General features: G+C 61.2%; 20 protein-coding genes and 1 pseudogene. 15 read left to right on the forward strand and 6 right to left on the reverse strand.

Annotated features, from left to right (window positions below; genetic code table 11):
* Nucleotides 1-57: 57 nt before the first annotated feature.
* From DW2_RS17215 to DW2_RS17225, 3 genes are all read left to right on the forward strand, one after another.
* Complete coding sequence (locus DW2_RS17215) at nt 58-2,322, forward strand: adenosylcobalamin-dependent ribonucleoside-diphosphate reductase (RefSeq protein WP_038148458.1); 2,265 nt, start codon at nt 58-60, stop codon at nt 2,320-2,322.
* A 314-nt stretch (nt 2,323-2,636) separates the two neighbouring features.
* Nucleotides 2,637-3,728, forward strand: coding sequence for an AAA family ATPase (locus tag DW2_RS17220; RefSeq protein WP_038148461.1), 1,092 nt, complete (start codon nt 2,637-2,639; stop codon nt 3,726-3,728).
* 151 nt (nt 3,729-3,879) lie between these two features.
* Nucleotides 3,880-4,266, forward strand: coding sequence for a hypothetical protein (locus DW2_RS17225; RefSeq protein ID WP_038148463.1), 387 nt, complete (start codon nt 3,880-3,882; stop codon nt 4,264-4,266).
* A 43-nt stretch (nt 4,267-4,309) separates the two neighbouring features.
* Here the strand turns inward: DW2_RS17225 and DW2_RS17230 are convergent, their stop codons facing one another.
* Together DW2_RS17230 and paaI are read right to left on the reverse strand one after the other, a co-directional pair.
* A complete protein-coding gene (locus DW2_RS17230; protein ID WP_038148465.1) occupies nt 4,310-5,098 on the reverse strand; it encodes a hypothetical protein in 789 nt (262 codons plus the stop codon).
* Between the two features lie 405 nt (nt 5,099-5,503).
* The gene (gene paaI / locus DW2_RS17235) at nt 5,504-5,917 is read right to left on the reverse strand and encodes a hydroxyphenylacetyl-CoA thioesterase PaaI (RefSeq protein WP_202900128.1); all 414 of its coding nucleotides are present in this window, start codon (nt 5,915-5,917) and stop codon (nt 5,504-5,506) included.
* Between the two features lie 59 nt (nt 5,918-5,976).
* On the opposite strand from paaI, the gene DW2_RS17240 reads away from it, so the two are divergent.
* Genes DW2_RS17240 through DW2_RS17250 form a run of 3 tightly spaced genes read left to right on the forward strand, consistent with a single transcriptional unit; the run spans nt 5,977 to nt 8,224 of the window.
* A complete protein-coding gene (locus DW2_RS17240; protein ID WP_038148468.1) occupies nt 5,977-6,900 on the forward strand; it encodes a bifunctional helix-turn-helix transcriptional regulator/GNAT family N-acetyltransferase in 924 nt (307 codons plus the stop codon).
* Complete coding sequence (locus DW2_RS17245; RefSeq protein WP_156103016.1) at nt 6,897-7,811, forward strand: DMT family transporter; 915 nt, start codon at nt 6,897-6,899, stop codon at nt 7,809-7,811. Before DW2_RS17240 ends, DW2_RS17245 begins: the two co-directional genes overlap by 4 nt.
* Complete coding sequence (locus DW2_RS17250; protein WP_038148470.1) at nt 7,808-8,224, forward strand: thioesterase family protein; 417 nt, start codon at nt 7,808-7,810, stop codon at nt 8,222-8,224. The genes DW2_RS17245 and DW2_RS17250 overlap by 4 nt, the downstream gene beginning before the upstream one ends.
* A gap of 163 nt (nt 8,225-8,387) precedes the next feature.
* On the opposite strand, the gene DW2_RS17255 is transcribed toward DW2_RS17250, so the two are convergent.
* Nucleotides 8,388-8,999, reverse strand: a complete 612-nt coding sequence (locus tag DW2_RS17255; protein ID WP_051856371.1) for a helix-turn-helix domain-containing protein — start codon at nt 8,997-8,999, stop codon at nt 8,388-8,390.
* 212 nt (nt 9,000-9,211) lie between these two features.
* Here DW2_RS17255 and DW2_RS17260 point away from each other — a divergent pair, with 212 nt between their 5' ends.
* From DW2_RS17260 to DW2_RS17275, 4 genes are read left to right on the forward strand one after another with little or no spacing between them, the layout of a single operon-like run.
* Nucleotides 9,212-9,949, forward strand: a complete 738-nt coding sequence (locus DW2_RS17260; RefSeq protein WP_038148471.1) for a substrate-binding periplasmic protein — start codon at nt 9,212-9,214, stop codon at nt 9,947-9,949.
* A 58-nt stretch (nt 9,950-10,007) separates the two neighbouring features.
* Complete coding sequence (locus tag DW2_RS17265; RefSeq protein WP_038148472.1) at nt 10,008-10,664, forward strand: amino acid ABC transporter permease; 657 nt, start codon at nt 10,008-10,010, stop codon at nt 10,662-10,664.
* Nucleotides 10,661-11,392 carry an amino acid ABC transporter ATP-binding protein gene (locus DW2_RS17270; protein WP_038148473.1) on the forward strand — a complete coding sequence of 244 codons (732 nt, stop codon included), beginning with the start codon at nt 10,661-10,663 and terminating at the stop codon, nt 11,390-11,392. The genes DW2_RS17265 and DW2_RS17270 overlap by 4 nt, the downstream gene beginning before the upstream one ends.
* Before the next feature lie 12 nt (nt 11,393-11,404).
* Nucleotides 11,405-12,670: an NAD(P)/FAD-dependent oxidoreductase gene (locus DW2_RS17275; protein WP_038148474.1), complete on the forward strand. Its 1,266-nt coding sequence runs from the start codon at nt 11,405-11,407 to the stop codon at nt 12,668-12,670.
* Nucleotides 12,671-12,980: 310 nt separating this feature from the next.
* Here DW2_RS17275 and DW2_RS17280 read toward each other — a convergent pair whose 3' ends face one another.
* Nucleotides 12,981-13,523 (reverse strand): flavin reductase family protein, encoded by a 543-nt coding sequence (locus tag DW2_RS17280; protein WP_038148475.1) that lies wholly within the window; start codon nt 13,521-13,523, stop codon nt 12,981-12,983.
* A gap of 39 nt (nt 13,524-13,562) precedes the next feature.
* Between DW2_RS17280 and DW2_RS20395 the strand changes: the two are divergent.
* Nucleotides 13,563-13,931: pseudogene (locus DW2_RS20395) on the forward strand (TniQ family protein); the annotation flags it as partial.
* Nucleotides 13,932-14,156: 225 nt separating this feature from the next.
* Nucleotides 14,157-15,428 (forward strand): hypothetical protein, encoded by a 1,272-nt coding sequence (locus DW2_RS17290; protein WP_238321356.1) that lies wholly within the window; start codon nt 14,157-14,159, stop codon nt 15,426-15,428.
* Between the two features lie 148 nt (nt 15,429-15,576).
* On the opposite strand, the gene DW2_RS17295 is transcribed toward DW2_RS17290, so the two are convergent.
* On the reverse strand, nt 15,577-16,428 hold the full coding sequence (locus tag DW2_RS17295) for a sterol desaturase family protein (protein ID WP_038148480.1): 852 nt from the start codon (nt 16,426-16,428) through the stop codon (nt 15,577-15,579).
* A gap of 103 nt (nt 16,429-16,531) precedes the next feature.
* Here DW2_RS17295 and DW2_RS17300 point away from each other — a divergent pair, with 103 nt between their 5' ends.
* The 3 genes from DW2_RS17300 (at nt 16,532) to DW2_RS17310 (ending at nt 19,217) form a co-directional block, all read left to right on the forward strand.
* Complete coding sequence (locus DW2_RS17300) at nt 16,532-17,176, forward strand: ArsR/SmtB family transcription factor (RefSeq protein ID WP_238321357.1); 645 nt, start codon at nt 16,532-16,534, stop codon at nt 17,174-17,176.
* 306 nt (nt 17,177-17,482) lie between these two features.
* Nucleotides 17,483-18,457 (forward strand): calcium/sodium antiporter, encoded by a 975-nt coding sequence (locus DW2_RS17305; protein WP_038148483.1) that lies wholly within the window; start codon nt 17,483-17,485, stop codon nt 18,455-18,457.
* 139 nt (nt 18,458-18,596) lie between these two features.
* Nucleotides 18,597-19,217 (forward strand): class I SAM-dependent methyltransferase, encoded by a 621-nt coding sequence (locus DW2_RS17310; protein ID WP_038148484.1) that lies wholly within the window; start codon nt 18,597-18,599, stop codon nt 19,215-19,217.
* A 22-nt stretch (nt 19,218-19,239) separates the two neighbouring features.
* Here DW2_RS17310 and DW2_RS17315 read toward each other — a convergent pair whose 3' ends face one another.
* Nucleotides 19,240-19,668: a MerR family transcriptional regulator gene (locus DW2_RS17315; RefSeq protein ID WP_038148485.1), complete on the reverse strand. Its 429-nt coding sequence runs from the start codon at nt 19,666-19,668 to the stop codon at nt 19,240-19,242.
* Between the last annotated feature and the right edge of the window lie 108 nt (nt 19,669-19,776).

Below are 19,776 nucleotides of genomic sequence, written 5' to 3' on the forward strand. Positions count from 1 at the left end.
ATGCGGCGGGGGTTTTTGGATTCAGCCCCGTCCAGTCCAAACCGTTGAGAGGATAGAATGAGCCGTTTTGCCGCCCCGATTGCCGAACAGATCTGGGACATGAAATACCGTCTTAAAGAGCAAGATGGCACGCCGATCGACGCCACTGTCGAAGATAGCTGGCGCCGGATCGCGCGCGCGCTCGCCTCGGTGGAGAAGGATCCCGCCGAGTGGGAGGCGAAATTCTACAACGCCCTGGAGGATTTCAAATATCTTCCGGCAGGCCGGATCACCGCAGGTGCCGGGACGGGCCGCGCGGTGACGCTGTTCAACTGCTTCGTGATGGGCACGATTCCCGACAATATGGGCGGGATCTTCGACATGCTGAAGGAAGCCGCGCTGACCATGCAGCAGGGCGGCGGGATCGGCTATGATTTCTCCACGATCCGCCCGCGCGGGGCCGAGGTGAAGGGCGTGGCGGCGGATGCCTCGGGGCCGCTGAGCTTCATGGATGTGTGGGATGCGATGTGCCGCACCATCATGTCGGCCGGCTCGCGCCGCGGCGCGATGATGGCGACGATGCGTTGCGACCACCCCGATATCGAGAATTTCATCACCGCGAAGCAGGATTCGGCGCGGCTGCGCATGTTCAACCTCTCGGTGCTGGTGACCGATGATTTCATGGAGGCCGTGAAGGCCGACAAACCCTGGGATCTGAAATTCGGCGGCAAGGTCTATCACACCGTCAATGCGCGCGATCTGTGGAACAAGATCATGCGCGCGACCTACGACTATGCCGAGCCGGGCGTGATCTTCATCGACCGCATCAACAAGATGAACAATCTCAACTATGTCGAGCAGATCGCGGCCACCAACCCCTGCGGTGAGCAGCCTCTGCCGCCCTATGGCGCCTGCCTGCTGGGCTCGGTCAACCTCGCGCGGCTCGTGACCGACCCGTTCGAGGCGAATGCCGAGCTCGATCCGGAGAAGCTCGACGAGCTGGTGCGCCTCGCGATCCGGATGATGGACAATGTCGTCGACGCCTCGCGCTTCCCGCTGCCGCAGCAGGAAGAAGAGGCGCAGAACAAGCGCCGGATCGGCCTTGGCGTGACCGGCCTCGCCGATGCGCTCCTGATGCTGGGCTTGCGCTACGGCTCGGAAGAGGCCGCGGCGCAGACCGAGTCTTGGATGAAGCAGATCGCGCGGGCCTCCTATCTCGCTTCGGTCGATCTGGCGAAGGAAAAGGGCGCCTTCCCGCTCTTCGACGCCGAGAAATACCTCGCTTCCGGCAACATGATGCAGATGGACGATGACGTGCGCGAGGCGATCCGCGAACACGGCATCCGCAACGCGTTGCTGACCTCGATCGCGCCCACCGGGACGATCTCGCTCTATGCAGGCAACGTGTCGTCGGGGATCGAGCCGGTCTTCGCCTATGCCTACAAGCGCAAGGTGCTCCAGCCCGACGGCTCGCGCACCGAGGAAGAGGTGGTCGATTACGCGGTGCAGATGTGGCGCGACAAGTTCGGCGATGCGCCGCTTCCGGACTATTTCGTCAACGCCCAGACGCTCGCCCCGCTCGATCACGTGCGGATGCAGGCGGCGGCGCAGAAATGGATCGACAGCTCGATCTCGAAGACGATCAACTGCCCCGAGGACATCTCCTTCGAAGGGTTCAAGGATGTCTATATGGAAGCCTACGAGACGGGGTGCAAAGGCTGCACGACCTACCGTCCGAACGAGGTGACCGGGTCGGTGCTGAGCGTGTCGGAAAACTCGGAGAAGACCCCCGAGGCCGATAGCGGTGCCGATGTCGTCTATCTGACCGAACCGCTGGACCGTCCGGCGGCGCTCGAGGGCGCGACCTACAAGATCAAGTGGCCGGGTTCGGAGCACGCGATCTACATCACGATCAACGACATCGTGCAGGGCGGTCATCGCCGGCCCTTCGAGGTGTTCATCAATTCGAAGAACATGGAGCATTTCGCCTGGACCGTGGCGCTGACCCGGATGGTCTCGGCCGTGTTCCGCCGCGGTGGCGACGTGTCCTTCGTGGTCGAGGAGCTGAAAGCGGTGTTCGATCCGCGCGGCGGCGCCTGGGTGCAGGGCAAATACGTGCCCTCGATCCTCGCGGCCATCGGCGGGGTGATCGAGCGTCACCTGATCTCGATCGGCTTCATCGAAGGCGAGGGGATGGGGCTCAAATCCGACCCGGAAGCCGAGAAGATGATCGTCAACGAGGCCCCGCGCGGCAAGACCTGCCCCTCCTGCGGCTCGTTCTCGATGCGGATGGTCGAAGGCTGCATGACCTGCGCCGATTGCGGCCACAGCAAGTGCGGCTGATCGCGCGCGCGGGGCAAGATATTGAGCGCCGCATAAAATACCCATTCCGGTAGGTTTTTGTCCATTCCGGAAAGCATAAAGTGACCATCGAAGGTTCTTCCTTCGATGGTTTTTCTTTTGTTTCAATGCTTTGGTTCGTCTCCGGCAAAGGGGCTTTCTTATCAGTTTTCCGGCGCTCCAGGCCGGTTGACGTCGCCTCGGGAAATCGACTTAACCTCCACCCAAACCCGGGTTCCTCATCATCAACGCCTCGCGAGCAGCCGTCTCGTGAGGGGCTTCAGCGGCGCGTGCCGCCTGATCAGAAGGAGCCTGCCATGTCCGACCATTTCCCGATCTGCGACCTACGCTTCGATCTCGAGACCTCGCCTGCGAAGATCGAGGCCGAACTCACCAGTTTCCTGCGCAAGCTGCGTTGGGTGGCAAAGGGCCACGATCGGGCTGACTTTGACGCGGTGCGCGATGATGACCGCTGGGACGACGCGATGCGTGCGTGTCGCCCCAGCTTGCATGATGGCGACAGGATCCGGCGTCGCGCCTCTGCGCTCGCCGATCGGCGGCTGAGCGCGTCAGGAATGGCGCATTTGGGTCGTGACGCACGGGAGACGCTGACGGGGCTCAAGCACGGCGTGCGCATGGAACAGCTCGCGAGTGAACACCGCGCCGACGAGATCGCCGCCGCTCTGCACGAGGAGATGCCCTGGATGTCCCGCGCGAGCGAGATCGCTTGGAATGCGATGCGTGAGAGTGTGCGCTCCGGAGCGCCCGCGCTGCGCCTGCCGACGCTCCTCCTCGACGGGCCGCCGGGAATCGGGAAGAGTCACTGGGCGCGTCGATTGGCGGAGCTGATTGGCACGCCCTCGGAACTGATCGATGCCGCAGCAGAGCCGGCGGGGTTCGCGGTGGCCGGAAGCCAGAAAGGCTGGGGGACGGCGCATCCGGGTCGCCCAGTCGAGATGATACTACGTGAGCGGGTGGGCAATCCGATCATTGTTATCGATGAAATCGACAAGGTGGGGGAGGTGCGGTCGGACAAGGGCATAAGTTTCGCACTCTCGAACGCGCTTCTTCCCCTTCTGGAGCCACTAAGTGCCCGGGCCTGGAGCTGTCCCTTCTTCCGGGTGCGGTTCGATATGCGGTGGATCAGCTGGGTTCTGACCTCGAACAACCGCCGCAACGTTCCTGCGCCTTTGCTGAGCCGCTGCCGGGTTGTGGATGTAGCGCCTCTCACGGGCGTGCATTTGGTCCACTTTGCGCGGAGGGAAGGGGCAAGGCGAGGTTTGTCCGATGGGGCGATCGAGGCGCTATCGGAAGTGCTGGCACGCACCCATCAGAATGTGGATTTGCGGGCCGTTATCAAGCTGATCGATGGCTTGTTTGCGCGTGAGAACCTGCCACCGCGGCATTGAGGGCAATTCGTATTCAGCCCTGCGCGGCGGACCTCAGCGGCACGCTGCCAAAGGGCGTCGCCCTTGGCAATCCGGCGCTACTCGTTTGAGCCGAAGACCGAGCCGACCTGGTCGTATCGAAGTGAAAACAACCTGCTTGCGGAGAGAGCGGATGGAGATCGAAGGCAACAGCTTTTCTCAGGTGGAGATCGAAGTGTTCCTGAAGGCCTATTCGCGCCTTGCGCGCGCATGGGGTCTGTCGGAGCACGAAGCCTCTGGCCTCCTCGGAATGCCTGGGCCAGTTTGGAGCACCCCACAGGAGCCGGGCGATGCCCCGTCTCTGACGGAGGTTCAACTCCTTCGCCTTTCTGCTGTGCTCGGGATCTACAAGGCGCTTGAACTCTATTTCTCCAAGCCGCTCGCGCGCACTTGGATGACGCGGCCCAACACCGGGCCGCTGTTTCTCGGAGCGCGCCCGGTTGATGTAGCGATCAAAGGAGGATTGGAACAGATCCTGGAGATCCGGAAATATCTCAATGCTTGCCTCGCCGGGGCGTGAGGAGTGGGCCGCACCGTCAGCGGACGGCGCCAGTTCAGTCCCGCTATTGAGCGTATCCGGTCCGAAGGGCTTCGGGGCGTGGACTATAGGGGTAATTCGGGCGGAAAGCTGGCTTTCTCTGCACGTGCGAAGGCGCCCTTGTCGTAGGATGAAAGTGGACAGCGGGGATTCCTTCTGCCAATGGTAGATCGGAGTTCTGTCCGGGGAGCGAGAGATATAGCCCCTCTCCGACGATCAAGGTGTCGTCGGCATCAGGTTGGACGTTCGTCCAACGCTCAAATGGCCGCCACTCAGAGAGCGTTTTTCCCAAGGCGCGGCGAACCCACAGTTGGACGGAAACATGTTGACGAAGCCACTGATGGAGAGTGGAGCGATCAAAGAAATCCAACGCAACGGAGCCTGGGGTGACAAGCTTGTCCACCTCTTCCGACATGAGCTTACGGCGTTCTGTCAGCTTGGCAGGCGCAAGGTCATCTTTTAGGCTGACGATGACGTATGCGCCCTGAGATATAGCCAACTCTTGAAATAGATCTTTGCTGGTGTCCTTGCCTGAGATCTCTTTCTTGATGGCCGCCTGTGCCATAGATGGCACTTTGGCCTGGTAGACCGTATCCCTGCGCCTAATGAAATCACCCACAAAGGTCGGATCTTTGACAGTTACGCGAATGTCGACACCGCCATCCGCCGCTGTGAGACTTCCGCCCCAACGAACGCTGCTGATTGCATGGCTTTTTGCGGCGACTTCAGCCTCACAAAGGCGTGCAATCAGCTCCTCTAACTGACCATCATCAAGGCCAAGAAGGTCATCTTTTTCAATCTCGAAAATTGGCATCTTTTCTATACATCTCACTCAAGTAAACGGCCTTCGCATTGACTATTTTGGCCCCAATGGAGGGTGTGCACCTGAGGAATACCGCGCAAATTCAAAATCCGGTTATGCTCTTGAGATGTAAGGGCCTTCGAAACCCTACAGTGCTGAAAACGCTACTGTAAAGACGTCGCCAAGTCCGCGAGTGGCAGAAGTGTGATCGCGACGCCGCAAATATGGGTCGCCGCGCCAAGGTCAGCTTTGAGGAAGCTGCAATGCAGCATCGATCGTAAAGGCGAAAGTCCGCAATGGGCCGTGAGCATCACGCAGCACCGCCAGGCTGGTCACGCGGCCCGCCGCAGCGCCGCATGACCGCTTTGAGCCCAACTTGCCCATTCGACAACGTGCAGCGAACGGCCGCTTTCTTCATCACTTCCGGGGCGGCAGGCTTCTCGAAATCCCCCGAAACTCCGCGATCAGCGTGCCGTCTCCGGTCACGACAGACCCATCATAGACACCGGTTCGCCCACTCTCGGAGCGGTGGGCAATCCTGACCGTGAGCATGTCACCGACATTTGCCGGACGCAGGTAAATGATCGAGCATTGCTGTGCGACAGCCGGATGCTCGCCGCTGTTGCAAGCGACCCCGAAGGCGGCATCGGCCAGCGCGAAGATCGTCCCTCCGTGACAGGTGCCATGAGCCTGCACCATGTTCTTTCCGACCGTCAGCGAAAGAGTAGCTGCGCCGTCCCCCACATCATCCAGCGTCGCCCCGAATTGCCGCATCAACGCATCGCCTTCGAACATGCGCCGCGCCGCGCTGTGTTCGTCATTGTCAATCATTGCAAATAACCTCCAAATCAGCATATTGCTAAAAGCAACATATATAAGGAATAGTCAATATGTCGGAGGATCGCATTGCGCAGTTCAGGGAGTTCAACCGCTTCCACACGCGCTTGATCGGTGCGCTGAATGAACATCTGCTGGCATCTGACTACACGCTGCCGCAGGTACGGGTTCTCTATGAAGTGGCCAACGCACCGCGGAAGGCTCCACCTTCGGCCCGCGATCTGGGCGAAGCTCTCGGTATGGACACCGGCTATTTGAGCCGGATCGTTACCGGCCTGGCCGAGGAAGGATTGATTGACCGTGTGCCTTCGGACGGGAACGCGAAGAGGCTGGCGCTGACGCTTTCCGACAAAGGCCGCGAGGTCTTCAAGGGACTGAACGACGCCTCAGCCAAGGAAGCGGCCACGATGCTCGAAGGCCTGTCGGACCAGGAACAGCGCGAGCTGATCGGTGCGATGTGGAAGGTGCGCCGTCTGCTGGGTAACGGGACAAACGAAGCAACCTTCATACTGCGTGACCCTGAACCGGGTGATCTGGGATGGATCACCTATCAGCATGGGCGTCTCTACGCCAAGGAATACGGCTGGGACTGGACCTTCGAGGCTCTGGTTGCGGAAATCGTCGGCCAGTTCGCCAAGACCTATGATCCGTCCTGTGAACGTTGCTGGGTGGCGGAGCGCGAGGGCGAAGTCATCGGATCGGTCTTCGTCGTCCGGCAGGACGACGACACCGCCAAGCTGCGCCTGCTCTATGTGGATGAAAGCGCGCGCGGTCTCGGCCTCGGGCGGCGGCTGGTCGAGGAAACCCTGCGCTTCGCCCGCGCTAAAGGCTACAAGCGGATGATCCTCTGGACGAATGATGTGCTTGTTTCCGCGAGGCGCATCTACGAGGCGGCCAGATTCGAACTTCTGGAAGAGGAACCCCATCACAGCTTCGGCAAGGATTTGGTCGGGCAGGTGTGGGGCCGCGATTTGTGACAGAAACTGGTTCGGGATCGGGGGCCGTCGCGGGGCTATTGACAGGAATACAGGTCGGCGCGGCGCTCTTTGCCAGCCAGCTCATCGTCAGCGATGTCGGAGTCGGGCTGCTGGGGCTTCTGCGATACGGCATCGCCCTGCTGCTCCTTTTCCCTCTCCTGCTCCTAAGACCATCCGCGCCGATCGCACGTGCCGATTGGCTCCCGATCATCCTGCTCGGTCTTGGTCAGATCGGGATGATGATCGCCCTGCTCAACACGGCCGTCGCCTATACCAGCGCCGCACGGGTCGCCCTGATCTTCGCGACCTTGCCCGCCGTCAGTATGTTTATCGACCTTGCTCTTGGTCGTCCGTTCGGGGGCAGGCGCATCGGTCTTGGGGTCGCGCTGTCGATAGGCGGTGTGGCGGTCCTGGTCGGCGCAGATGCGATGACCGGCGGGGTTCGCACAAACGATGTCATTGGCATGGGTGCCGCCGCCGGAGCGACACTCTGCGTTGCAGTCTGCTCGTCGCTCTACGCGCCTTTCGTGAGGCGATACGGCCCCGTCAAGATCAGCTCCGTTGCCTTTACAGTCTCGCTAATTCCGCTTGGACTGATCGCGGTAATCCTGCCATCTGCGCAGACACCGAATGAATGGACGAGTGCAATTTGGTGGCTGATCCTGGCAATCGGCCTGTCCTCGGGCATCGGCTACCTGATGTGGTTCCACGCCATCGAGAAATTGCCCGCAACCCTCGTCACCGGTTTTCTCGCTCTCAGCCCGATCACCGCTGCGGTTCTGTCGCTGGTCTCCCTCGCGACGGACATGACGCCCTCGTTGCTGATTGCCGTCGCTATCGTCTGCGGCGGTATCCTCTGCTTCGCCCGCTTCAAGGAGCGGCCCATCGACCGAAAGGAAAAACACCTATGAAGGACACGCTGAAACCCGGCCTGAAACACGCCGGCACGCTGAAGGTGTTGCCCTCGATGACCGTTCCAAATGTCAGCGCGGAGCTGACGGCCTTCGCGGATATGCCACCGGTGTTCGCTACGGCGATGATGGTGGGCTTCATCGAAGCCACCTGCATCGAGTGCATCGCGAATCACTTGGGTGATGGAGAACACACGGTTGGAACGCACATCAATATCAGCCACACCGCTGCGACGCCCGCCGGAATGGGCTTGCGGGCCGAGGTCAGCCTGACTGGCGTGGAGCGCCGGATGCTTACCTTCAAGGTGGAGGCATTCGATGATGTCGGCCTGATCGGAAAAGGCAGTCACCACCGCGCGGTGATCGATCTCGACCGGTTCATGGCGAAAGTCGAGGAAAAGGCGAGAGGATAATCGCCATGAGCGGACATTGGACGAAGGGCGGCTTTGTCCGCACTGCCGACCTTCACCCACGAAAATTGCTGCGCGATTCACGAATGGCCGCTTCGGTGACGGTGCGGTGAGTCATCGACGGTCGCTTCGAACGGCAGGACTGGGCCGATTAGGTCGACGCGGATCACCAGACTGGCGGTGTGGTCACCCACATGATCTTGCAGATGTCCTGGCCGATATTGCGGAACCGGTGCGGCCGCTTGCTTTCGAAATGGAATGAATCTCCTTCGCGAAGCCGATAGCTGTCCTCATCCACGAATAGTTCTGCCTCGCCGCAAAGCACGACACCGCATTCCTCGCCTTCGTGGCTATAGGATTCATCGCCCGATCCGCCGCCGGGCTCGATCACGATTTCCATGACCTGCAAGCTGCCCTCGTCATGGGCCGTCAGGAAAGACTTCACCATGCCCCGGTCGCCAAAATCGACCGTGCGTCGATGCCCTGATCGCACGATCAGCCCGTTTTCGCGATCGGCCGACGGTGCCGCTTCGAAGAGCGACATGAAGGGGATGCCTATCACCTCGCAGATCGCGCGCAGATTTCGCACCGAGGGGGAGGAAATTCCACGCTCGATCTGGCTCAGCAGCCCCGTCGAGATCCCGACCCCGTCCGCGACGGTCTGCAGGGACAGCCGGCGATCCCTGCGCGCGCGGCGCACCGCATCGCCAAGCGACACATCATCGAGACCGCCGAGCGGGTCGGGCTGTAATCTTGCTTCGGTCGGGGCGAGGGGCATGGGGAGCTCTTCTTTCACTAGGGAAGGCAACGTCGATCGGAACTTCTTTATATGAAACGTTCAGCTTGTGGATAAGAAAAATCTACGATTTCGCATAATTCTTCACCAATATGAAGATTGTGAAGGTTGTCGCTTGAGAATGCAATGTTCTTCATTATAGTGAAGTTCGTTCAAATGCGCCCGAAGACGCGCTCACAACAGGGAATACTCCGATGAAACTTCGAATGCTCACCCTCGTCAGCACTCTCACCCTGACTGCGCTTGGCGCCCATGCCGGCGATTTGACCGTCGGCGTGACCACGACCGGCGTCCCCTTCACCTTCGTCGATACCGCGACGCAGCAGCCGACCGGCGCGATGGTGGATCTTGCGGCGGCGATCGCAGAGGATATCGGCGACACGCCGAAATTCGCGGTCACCCAGTTTTCGGCACTGATCCCCGCGCTCGAAACCGGCAAGATCGACCTGATCTCGGCGGGCATGTTCGCCACGGACAAGCGCAAGGAGGTCGTCGATTTCTCGGACACGGTTTACAGCTATGGCGATGCGATGTTCGTGGCCGCCGATGACGACACCGCCTATCAGATCGACGATCTGGCCGGCGAGGTTGTCGGTGCGCAGATCGGCACGACCTTTGCCGACAAGCTGCAGGCGAAGGGGATCTTCAAGGAGGTGAAACTCTACGACAGCCTCGTCGACATCATGCGCGACGTGAAGCTTGGCCGGATCAAGGCCGGTTTCGGCGACAAGCCGATCATCGCCTATCAAGTCGCGCAGACCCCCGCGCTCGGCGTGCATCTGGTCGATGGCTACACCCCGATGGGGATCGGCAATGTGGCGCTTGCGGTATCCAAGGAAAATCCGGAACTGCTGGCCAAGGTCAATGCCTCGATCGCGGCCATGAAGGACAGCGGCGAGCTGACCGAGATCTTCGCGAAATACGGCCTCTGATCCGATCCCGGGCCCGGCGCGGCGGCGTCGGGCCCCTGCCTTTCTACAGGAGGCCATCATGGCGCCCCTCACCGAGCGGATGCAGGACTATCTGCCGCTGCTGATCACCGGCCTGTGGCGCACCGTCGCGGTGTCGCTGCTCGCCCTTATCCTTGCGACGGCACTGGGCCTTGTCTGGGCCATGCTGCGCACTTCGCGCAATGTCTGGCTGGAGCGCCCCGCGCGGTTCATCGTCGAATTCCTGCGCGGGATCCCGATCCTCGTCGTGCTGTTCTACATCTATTTCGTGATGCCCGAGATCGGTCTCGATCTGAGCGCCTTTCAGGCCGGGGTGATCGGTCTCGCGCTGACCTATTCGTGCTACATCGGTGAAACCTTCCGGGGCGGCATCGAAGCCGTCGATCGCGGGCAGGTCGAGGCGGCGAAGTCCATCGGCATGCGCCACGGCAAGATGATGCGCCGGATCATTCTGCCACAGGCAGTGCGGATCGCCTTGCCGCCCTATGGCAACAACATGGTGATGTTGCTCAAGGACAGCTCGCAGGTCTCGGTGATCTCGGTCGCCGAACTCACGATGCAGGGCAAGATGCTTGCCTCCTCGACCTTCGACAACATGACCGTCTTCACGATGGTCGCCGCGCTCTATCTCTGCCTCACCATCCCGCTCAACATCGTGATGCGCCAGGTCGAGCTGAAAATGGGGAAATCGCGATGATCCGCTTCGAGAATGTCCACAAGTCCTACGGGCGTCACGAGGTGCTCAAGGGGATCGACGCCGAGGTCGAGAAGGGGCAGGTCGTCTGCCTGATCGGGGCGTCCGGCTCGGGCAAGTCCACCCTGTTGCGCTGCGTGAATGGGCTGGAGGATTACCAGGCGGGCGGCATCTTCATCGATGATCGCAAGGTCGATGCCCATGCCGCGAGCATCCACGACATCCGCACCCGCGTCGCGATGGTGTTCCAGCGTTTCAACCTGTTTCCTCATATGACCGCGCTCGAAAACGTCATGGAGGGGCCAGCGCAAGTGCTGCGAGAGGATCGCAAGGAGGTGCGCGCCCGGGCCGAGGAGCATCTGCGCCGTGTCGGTCTGGCCGACAAGATGGATTTCTACCCCTCCGCGCTCTCCGGCGGTCAACAGCAGCGCGTCGCGATCGCCCGCGCCCTTGCGATGCGACCCGAGGCAATCCTGCTCGACGAGCCGACATCGGCGCTCGATCCGGAAATGGTGGGCGAGGTGTTGAATGTGCTGCGCGATCTGGCGGACGCGCATATGACCATGCTGATCGTGACCCACGAAATCCAGTTCGCGCGCGAAGTGGCCGACAGGGTTTTCTTCCTCGACAGCGGCAGGATCGCCGAGCAGGGCACCGCCGAAGAGGTTCTCTCCCGCCCGAAAAGCGAGCGGACGCAGGAATTCCTGCGTCGCGTCAGTCATTTGCTGTAAGCGGAGCCGATCATGAGCTTTCAATCCCTCTGGGCCGCGACCGCACCGGACGTCCCGGCCTTTCCGCGCCTGACGGAAAGCCTCCAGGCCGATGTCCTCGTGATCGGCGCCGGGTTCCAGGGCCTGTCCGCAGCGCTGCATCTGGCCGAGGCCGGGGTCGATGTGGTGGTGCTCGAGGCGGGGCAGCCCGGTTCGGGCGCCTCGGGCCGCAATGGCGGGCAGGTGATCCCGGGGCTGAAGGACGATCCCGATGCGCTGGACCGGCTCTGGGGACCGCAAGCGACCGAATTCGCCGGGTCGACCGCCGATGTGGTTTTCGATCTGGTCGCGCGGCTTGGGCTCGATTGTGACGCGGTCCGCGACGGCTGGATCCAGGCCGGGACCAAGCCGGTGCATCTGGCGGGTTTGCACGAGCGGATGGCGCAATGGGCCGCGCGCGGTGCTCCGGTGCAATGGCTCGAAGCCGAAGACATGGCGCGCGAGATCGGCTCGCAGAGTTTCGCGGGAGGCTGGATCGACCGGCGTGCGGGCAAGCTGCATCCGCTGAAATACGCCCGGGAGCTGGCACGGGTCGCGACGGCGGCCGGAGCACGGATTTTCGGCGGCTCGCCCGTTGCCTCGCTTCTGCGCGAAGGGACAGGCTGGCGAGCCGAACTCGCTTCGGGGCCCGCCGTGCGCGCCGAGCGGGTTTTGCTGGCAACCAATGTCTACACGCCGCCCACCCTCAACCGTGATCTTGCCCGCGCCACTGTGCCGGCCAACAGCTTCCAGATCGCGACAAGGCCGCTGCCCCCCGCGCTGCTCGCGCAGATCCTGCCCAATGGCGCGGTCGTCTCGGAAGCGCGCCGCGTCGGCACCTATTTCCGGATCGGACCGGGCAACCGGCTGATGCTCGGCGGACGCGGGCAGTTCTCGGATCCGACCCGCGCCACGCATTTTCGTCGTATCGAGGCTGAGATGCGCACGCGCTTCGGTTCGGTTCTGGGCCAAGACATCGAAATCGAGCATCGCTGGTTCGGGCGCGTCGGTATGACCGCCGATCATCGGATCCGGATCTGTGAGCCGGAACCGGGGATGTTGCTCGCGACCGGGTTCAACGGACGTGGGGTGGCTTTGTCGACGGCACTCGGTAAGGCGTTTGCCGCCTATCTGACCCAAGGCGCCGCAATGCCGTTTCCCGTTGCCAAGACTATCAAGACGCTCCCGTTTCATGCGTTGCATGCGCTCTACGGCACCGTCGCAATCGAATACTACCGCTTGCGCGACCGCTTCGACTGACCGTTCCCGTCACGGTTCTGCCAGAAGTGCCCCCTCTGATGACGCGTCGGCCAATTCTGGCGAGGGCAACCTGAAGGGGCATCACGACGACGCAAGCGGTTCTGAGCTACCATCTCCACGAGAGACCTAGGGACTGCTCCGCAGCAGAGTTTGAGTGGGTCCCAACATCGAGCGGCTGGTTTGGAGAAACCGCGCCGCAGAAACCGCATGAAGCCGGACGACAGGATTGGCCGGTCGCACCTCTCACATGGTGTCGCCCTCTCAACCCGGGCTTTCATTGCTGTAAAACAACTCGGCTTCCGTTCGCCGCCTACAGTCCGGTGGGGAGCTTGGCGCGCATGGCCGCGCTTCGGTCAAACCGTTCGCCGTCAGCGGTGAAGGTCCCGTCGCCAACCGCGTGAAGTAGGCGCATATCCTTCCGGTCGGTGTCGATATGGGCGGCGACGCCCTGAAGCAATACAAGATTCAGCCGTTCGACAATCTCCTCGACGCGGCATTCGATGTTAGCGAGGCACTCGCCAATCAGCGGCGCCCTGACATGTTGCGCAGGCACGGCGGTCAGATCGAAGCGCTCGAACTTGTCGGTGTCGGCGCCCGAACACATCCCGATGCCGACGACTGTGTCGATCATGTCGGCGGTGGGGATGGCGAAGACGCATTCACCAGTCGCGCACAATGCCTTCCAAGAGTGGTTCCACGGGCCGGTAGTGAGCGCAAAGGTAGCGTCGAAACTACGGACCATTGTCCAGCTAATGGTCATAATGTTAGCCCTTGTTCCGTCATGGGTCGTCACCAAGACCACCGGCCCGGGTTCGATCAAGGTGAAAGTGCGCGAAAGCGGTAACGGTATCATTGGTATTTTCCTTTCGGTTACCTTCCCTTCCAAGCCGAAGAGAGCGTTCTGTCGTGGGCTTCACGCCTTGCTGCCTTTCATACGGGAGGGCGGCTGGGGCCATTCCTGAACGATCTGGGGATCGCTCCCAATCGCCTCACTGCAGGCGGTGAGGACGCGCTTCTTCGACTGTCTGACAAGACAGGCCAAAATCTGTCCGATCTTCATCGCAACGCCATCGCGCGGAACGGCCCGCGTCAATATCGCCTCCGCCGGGAGACCTTTAGTGCCGAATTCACGACAGGGGCGGTGACGCGCTTTTGCCCCGCGTGTTTGGCTGAGGATGATACCCGCGAGCCGCGAATTTCTGTCGCGCGCAAGCACAGGCTGAGTTGGGGTCTGCAGCCGATCCGAATCTGTCCTCACCACAAATTACCGCTCCTTGAGAGGCGCCGGGGGGTGTGGGATGACTTTCTCCACGAGCTTCCCGTCCTCGTGCCAGAGACGCGCGAGCAGCTTCTCCGTCTGGTCGGTGCGGCACCTACAGTGCAGCGACTGGGACTCCAAGACTACGTCTTGGCGCGATTTGAGGGGCAGAACGGCCCCCAGTGGTTGGACAGGCAGCCGATCGAGCAGGCAGTGAGAGCCACAGAAATGCTGGGGGCCGTGCTCGCATTCGGCCCGAAAGCAAAGCCGGGGGGGCTGACCATGCTCGACTGGGCTAAGGCGGGAGAGTTGGGCTGGCAATACGTGCGCTGCGGTGAGCATGGTGTGCGCAGGGCTCTCACGGAGTTGCAGGAAGCCGCAAAGGGCAGAGGACGGGACTGGCTGAGCCGAAGTGCCGTCTTCGGGATGCTCTATCGTTGGCTCGCCTCCAGCAAGCAGCGCAAGGATCCCGGTGAAATCCGAGAGGTTCTTCGCCGCCATATCGTCGAAACCATGGACGTCGCACCCGGGGAGGTAGTCCTTGGTCAGGAAGTCCGAACCCCGAGACTTTCCAGCGTAACCACCTTGTCAAAGGTAGACAGAGTTAATGCGCTGACGCTGCGCGATGTTTTGATCGCTCGCGGCGTTCTTGACTGCCACGCCGCGTCCCGAACGTGCTCGGAACTCCTTGTCGATACAAAAAAAGGACGACAAGCAACCTATGCGATCCGTTGCGCGGTCCCGGTCACGTGCGTCGGCGAAATCCTCAATGCGTCGCGCCCTATGGTGTCCACACTCATTGAAATCGGTGCGCTTTCGCAGGTTCGACTTGATGGCGAGGCCAGAGGAAAACTCAGCCGCTCTATCGATGCGAGGGAGATTCACGACTTGCTCAATCGGCTCGGGAACTTGGTGCCTCGTGTCGTCGACCGCATCCCTCCTGGTATGGCGACGATTTCGGAATGCCTTGAACGCTCGCGCCTGACGAACGAACGGGTTCTCCGCCGCTTACTCGCCAGACGAATTCGGCGGGTATTTCGACTGGCGAACGTCAAGGGGTTCAAGGGGCTTGTTCTGGATCCAAAAGAATTCGCCACGTCTGACAATCTCCCTCAGCCGGGTATGTCTCTGGAGATGGCGATGGTAGTGCTGGGCCTGACCCGTGCCGCGATCAATTCGTTGACCCGGGAGCGGGAAGGCGGTGCGCTTCTCGAAGCAATTGATGCTCCAGATCGATATGGAAAATGGGTCTTGCCTGGGGCGCTTTACGAATTTCGGAAGCATTTCGTTTTGGGGCACAAACTGGAACTCGAATATCATATCAAGAGATCCGCCGCGAAATCCCTCTTGGACAAGCACGGTATCGAGCCGTTGTTCAAACCTCGCGAGATTGGGACGACGATCTATCGACGGGGGGATACCCCCAGACGGACAAAGCAAGAAGCGCAAGGGACACAAGGCCGAGAAGGATCGCCGCAAAGCCAAGGCGTCGCGTTGTGATTTCAAGCATCTGTATCTTTCTGATCGGAGGCGGGATTTAAGCGGAGTGCGTTTCCAAGGGTCAACGGGCTTCCTGAAAGCCGAAAAGAGAACCTGCAAGAGCTGTTCAAGAAAAGGCGCAGGTTCTCGCGGATGCCGAGGATGTAAGTCATTCCTCTTCCTCCACCGCGATGCGTGGATCAAGGGCATGACCCGAAGCTGGGCCGCGCAGGGGCTGGAGCAGCATTCTATCGATCCAAAGGTCACGGCGCGTGCGGAACTGTTCGATCCCGATCTCCATGTCCTGATGCCCTCTGGCCGGTTGCGCGACATAGGTGCCTAATAGCCGATCCCACCAAGGCAGGTTGAAGCCGTAGTTCGAATTGGTCTCACGCGGATCGATGGAATGGTGGACGCGATGCATGTCGGGCGTGACCACGAACAGGCGCAGCACTCTATCAACCGGGCGCGGCAGATCGATATTAGCGTGGTTGAAAAGCGCGGTCGCATTCAGGATCACCTCGAACAGCAGCACCGCGACCGCAGGCGGCCCGAGCGCCGCGACCACCGCCAGCTTGATCCCCATCGAGATCAGGATTTCCACCGGATGGAACCGCAGGCCCGTCGTTGCGTCGAAGTCGAGATCGGCATGGTGCATCCTATGAAGCCGCCAAAGTCCGGGAACTGCGTGGAACATGACGTGCTGAAGGTAGATCGCCAAATCGAGCACCAGCATCGAAACAAGGATCGCGGCCCAGCTGGGCCAATCAAGATTGTTGAACAGCCCCCAGCCACGATCCTCGGCCATGATGGCCAATCCGACTGCGAGGATCGGGAATGCCAGGCGCAGGATCACCGTATCCACAAAGACCAGGGCGATATTGTTCGTCCAACGGATCAAGCGCGGGATCTCTCTGCGCCGCCGGGGGGCCACGACCTCCCATAGCGCCATCGCCGCCAATACGCCCAGGAAAGCGGCAAGTCGGATCGTCGGCTCAGCGGTGAGAATCGTTTCGGTCATGCGGTCGGCTTTGCTCTTGTGGCGCAGGCTGGATTCGCTACCATTCAATTATTCGATTGAATGATGTAATATCCCGAGGCAGCCCATGTCAATTAGCCCAAAGATGGCCCTTCTCGAAGAATACGCCCTTGTCGCGCGGGCCTTGTCGGCCCCCGCACGCCTTATGCTTCTTGAGCAGCTCGCCCAGAGCGAGCGCAGGGTAGAGGCGCTTGCGGAAAAAACCGGGCTCACTGTTGCGAACAGTTCGCAACATTTGCAGCAATTGCGGCGTGCTGGCCTTGTCACCAGTCGGCGCGACGGCAAGGCGATAATCTACAGGCTGACCGACGCGAGGACACTGACGTTGTTGGGGGTTTTGGGCGATGTGGCCGAAAGGAACCTCGCACAGGTTGGGGAGATTCTGCGCGGGCTATCAAACGGCGAAGACGCGCCGGAACCGATCAACCGCGACGAGCTTGCCGCTCGACTGAGTGAAGGGTCGGTGACCGTCCTCGACGTGCGCCCCGCCGACGAGTTCGCCGATGCTCATATCCCGGGCGCGCTCAACATGGCCGTGACGGAGCTGGACAAGTTCCTGACGGATCTCGACCGAAACACCGAGATTGTGGCCTATTGTCGTGGTCCATACTGTGTCTACGCTCACCAAGCCGTGGCGTTCTTGCGCAAGAATGGCTTCAACGCTCGTCGGCTTGACGGCGGTCTGCCTGAGTGGCGCGAAGACGGTCGAGCCATTCAGGCAACATCCTGATCGACAAAGGCCTTATTCGATGTCGCTACGGGTCGACCTGACTATGTGATCGCACTGCATGCGAGGCCTTCAAAAGTGCAATGACAATTCGCCCAGACTTCACATGAGATCTCATGATGGAAGCAACCTCCGCTTGGTGTCTGCTACCGGGTCGCCGTTCATGGACGGCCAGTTGCTGCCGTTGATACGCATGCCGGAGCGCTGCTCTACACCGCGACACACCTCGCGCAACTCTCTTGATACCCGCGCGCGCCACCGCCATTTTGCGTGCGGTAAGCGGCGATGACCGCATAGGGATGGACTGAGATGTTCGAGATTTGGGGGCCCATTCTGGCGGGGCTGGTCGCGCTGGTGGTCGGAGGCGAGCTTTTGGTCCGCGGGGCGGTCCAGACCGCTGAGCGGATCGGTATCTCACCGCTTGTGATCGGATTGACACTGGTGGGGTTCGGCACCTCGACACCGGAACTGGTGACATCGGTTCAGGCCGGTCTGAGTGGATCGCCAGGCATCGCCTTCGGCAACGTCGTGGGCTCAAACATCGCGAATATCCTTCTGATCGCTGGCGTTTCTGCCGTTATTGCGCCCCTCGTTGTGGCGCGCGTCGCCCTGCGACGAGATGCGATGGTGATGCTGGTCGTCGCCGTCGTCTTCGCTGGGGTCGCGCCGTTCGCTCCGATGGGGCGGATCGCCGGAGTTGGATTGATCGCAGCGCTGGTCGGCTATTTGTGCTTCGTGATCCATCAGGAACGCCAGCACGCTGACCGCGGCGCGATCTACGACAAGACGGTGGCCCTTGCTGACGCGGATCCCGGCCTCGCGCCACCGCATGCACCTCACGGTATTCTCATGCCGCTGTTGCTCGCGTTCGCCGGATTGGGACTCGTGGTTTTCGGTGGCTCATTGCTGGTTGGTGGCGCCGTATCGCTCGCGCGGGCTTTTGGCGTCTCGGAAACGGTCATCGGTCTGACCATCGTGGCGATTGGCACCTCGATGCCCGAGCTGATCACCTCGATCGTGGCGGCGCTGAAGCGTCAGGGCGAGGTGGCTTTCGGAAATGTAGTCGGATCAAACATCTACAATATTCTCGGCATCGGTGGGACGACGGCGCTGATCGCCCCGTCGCGCGTGCCCGAGGAAATCGCGCGATTTGACGCCCCGCTGATGGTTCTTGTCTCACTCCTTCTGGTGGTCTTCGCGACCACCGGGCTACGGATCACCCGATGGGAGGGGCTGGCGCTAATCGCGGGCTACGGTATCTATCTTTGGAAGCTTTGGCCTTGAGAAGGTTGGAGCCAAAGGTGAAAACTTTGAAATGTCGAACCCTGGGCGGGGCGGCGTCAAAATCTGAAAAAGCATATGGATCACGAACACCAGGCGCCTTGATAGCAATGCTATTATTGCCAGAGAATAGGGGATTTGGATGAACGAGGCGCGAAAGGATCACTGGGACCGGATCTACGGCAGCAAGAGTGACAGTGACCTCAGCTGGCATCAGGACGCTCCGGAGACCTCGCTCGGACTTGCCGAATGCGCCGGTTTGACGCCGGACACTCGGGTGATCGACGTGGGCGCCGGCACGTCCCGGGTCGTTGACGGCTTGATCGCGCGTGGCCTGCACGACCTTTCCGTTCTCGACCTCTCCCAGACGGCCCTCGACGCCCAGCGTGCCCGGCTTGGGCCGCGCGGCGCGGACGTGGAGTGGATCGTCGCCGATATCTCGCGCTGGTCGCCCCAGCGGGTCTATAACCTCTGGCATGATCGCGCCGTGTTCCACTTTCTGGTCGATCCATCGGACCGGGCTGCCTATGTGACGCGCCTATCTCGTGCCCTGCGCATTGGGGGGCACGCGATCATCGCGACCTTCGCTCCTGACGGGCCGGAGACCTGCAGCGGCCTTCCCGTTCGTCGCTACAGTCCGGAGGCCCTCGGCGGTGTGCTGGGCCCCAATTTTGAGTTGGTGGCGAAACGGTTCCAGAAACACACGACGCCCTCAGGCAACCTGCAGTCTTTCCAGTTCAGCCTGTTCCGGAAGCTTCGCTGATCGGCCCCTATGCTCCGAGGCGTCAGTCTATCGCGTCGTGATCGTCGGCGAGGCATTCCGAGTGGTCGCGCAGCACCTCGAGCACCCGGCACTCCGAGGCTGTCCCACCCCGACATTCGCCGATCATCCGTTCCAGTTCGCTCCTGAGCGCTTGGAGACGCGCGATCCGGGTCTCGACCTCGCGCAATTGCCGCCGCGCAATCGAATCCGCAGCTCCGCAATCGCGCGCCGGATGATCTGACAGGTCCAGCAATTCGCGGATCGCTTCGAGCGGGAACCCAAGCTGGCGCGAATGACGGATGAAGGCGAGCCGGTCGAGATCGACATCGCCGTAGCGCCGCTGGCCGCCCTCGGTCCGTCCGGGCTCGGGCATCAGGCCTATCTGCTCGTAATAGCGGATCGTCTGCACCTTGGTTCCGGTGCGGCGGGCCAATGTTCCGATCGTATGCATGCTGCACCTCCCTTCACGGTTGCGTGAGTGCGGATTTCCTCCTTGAACCTATAGTTGCTGTAGCTCCTATCTTCCCCTCTGTCGAGAAAACCACGCGAGAGGACAGCA

The sequence above is a fragment of the Thioclava atlantica genome, assembly GCF_000737065.1.
GTDB classification, from domain to species: domain Bacteria; phylum Pseudomonadota; class Alphaproteobacteria; order Rhodobacterales; family Rhodobacteraceae; genus Thioclava; species Thioclava atlantica.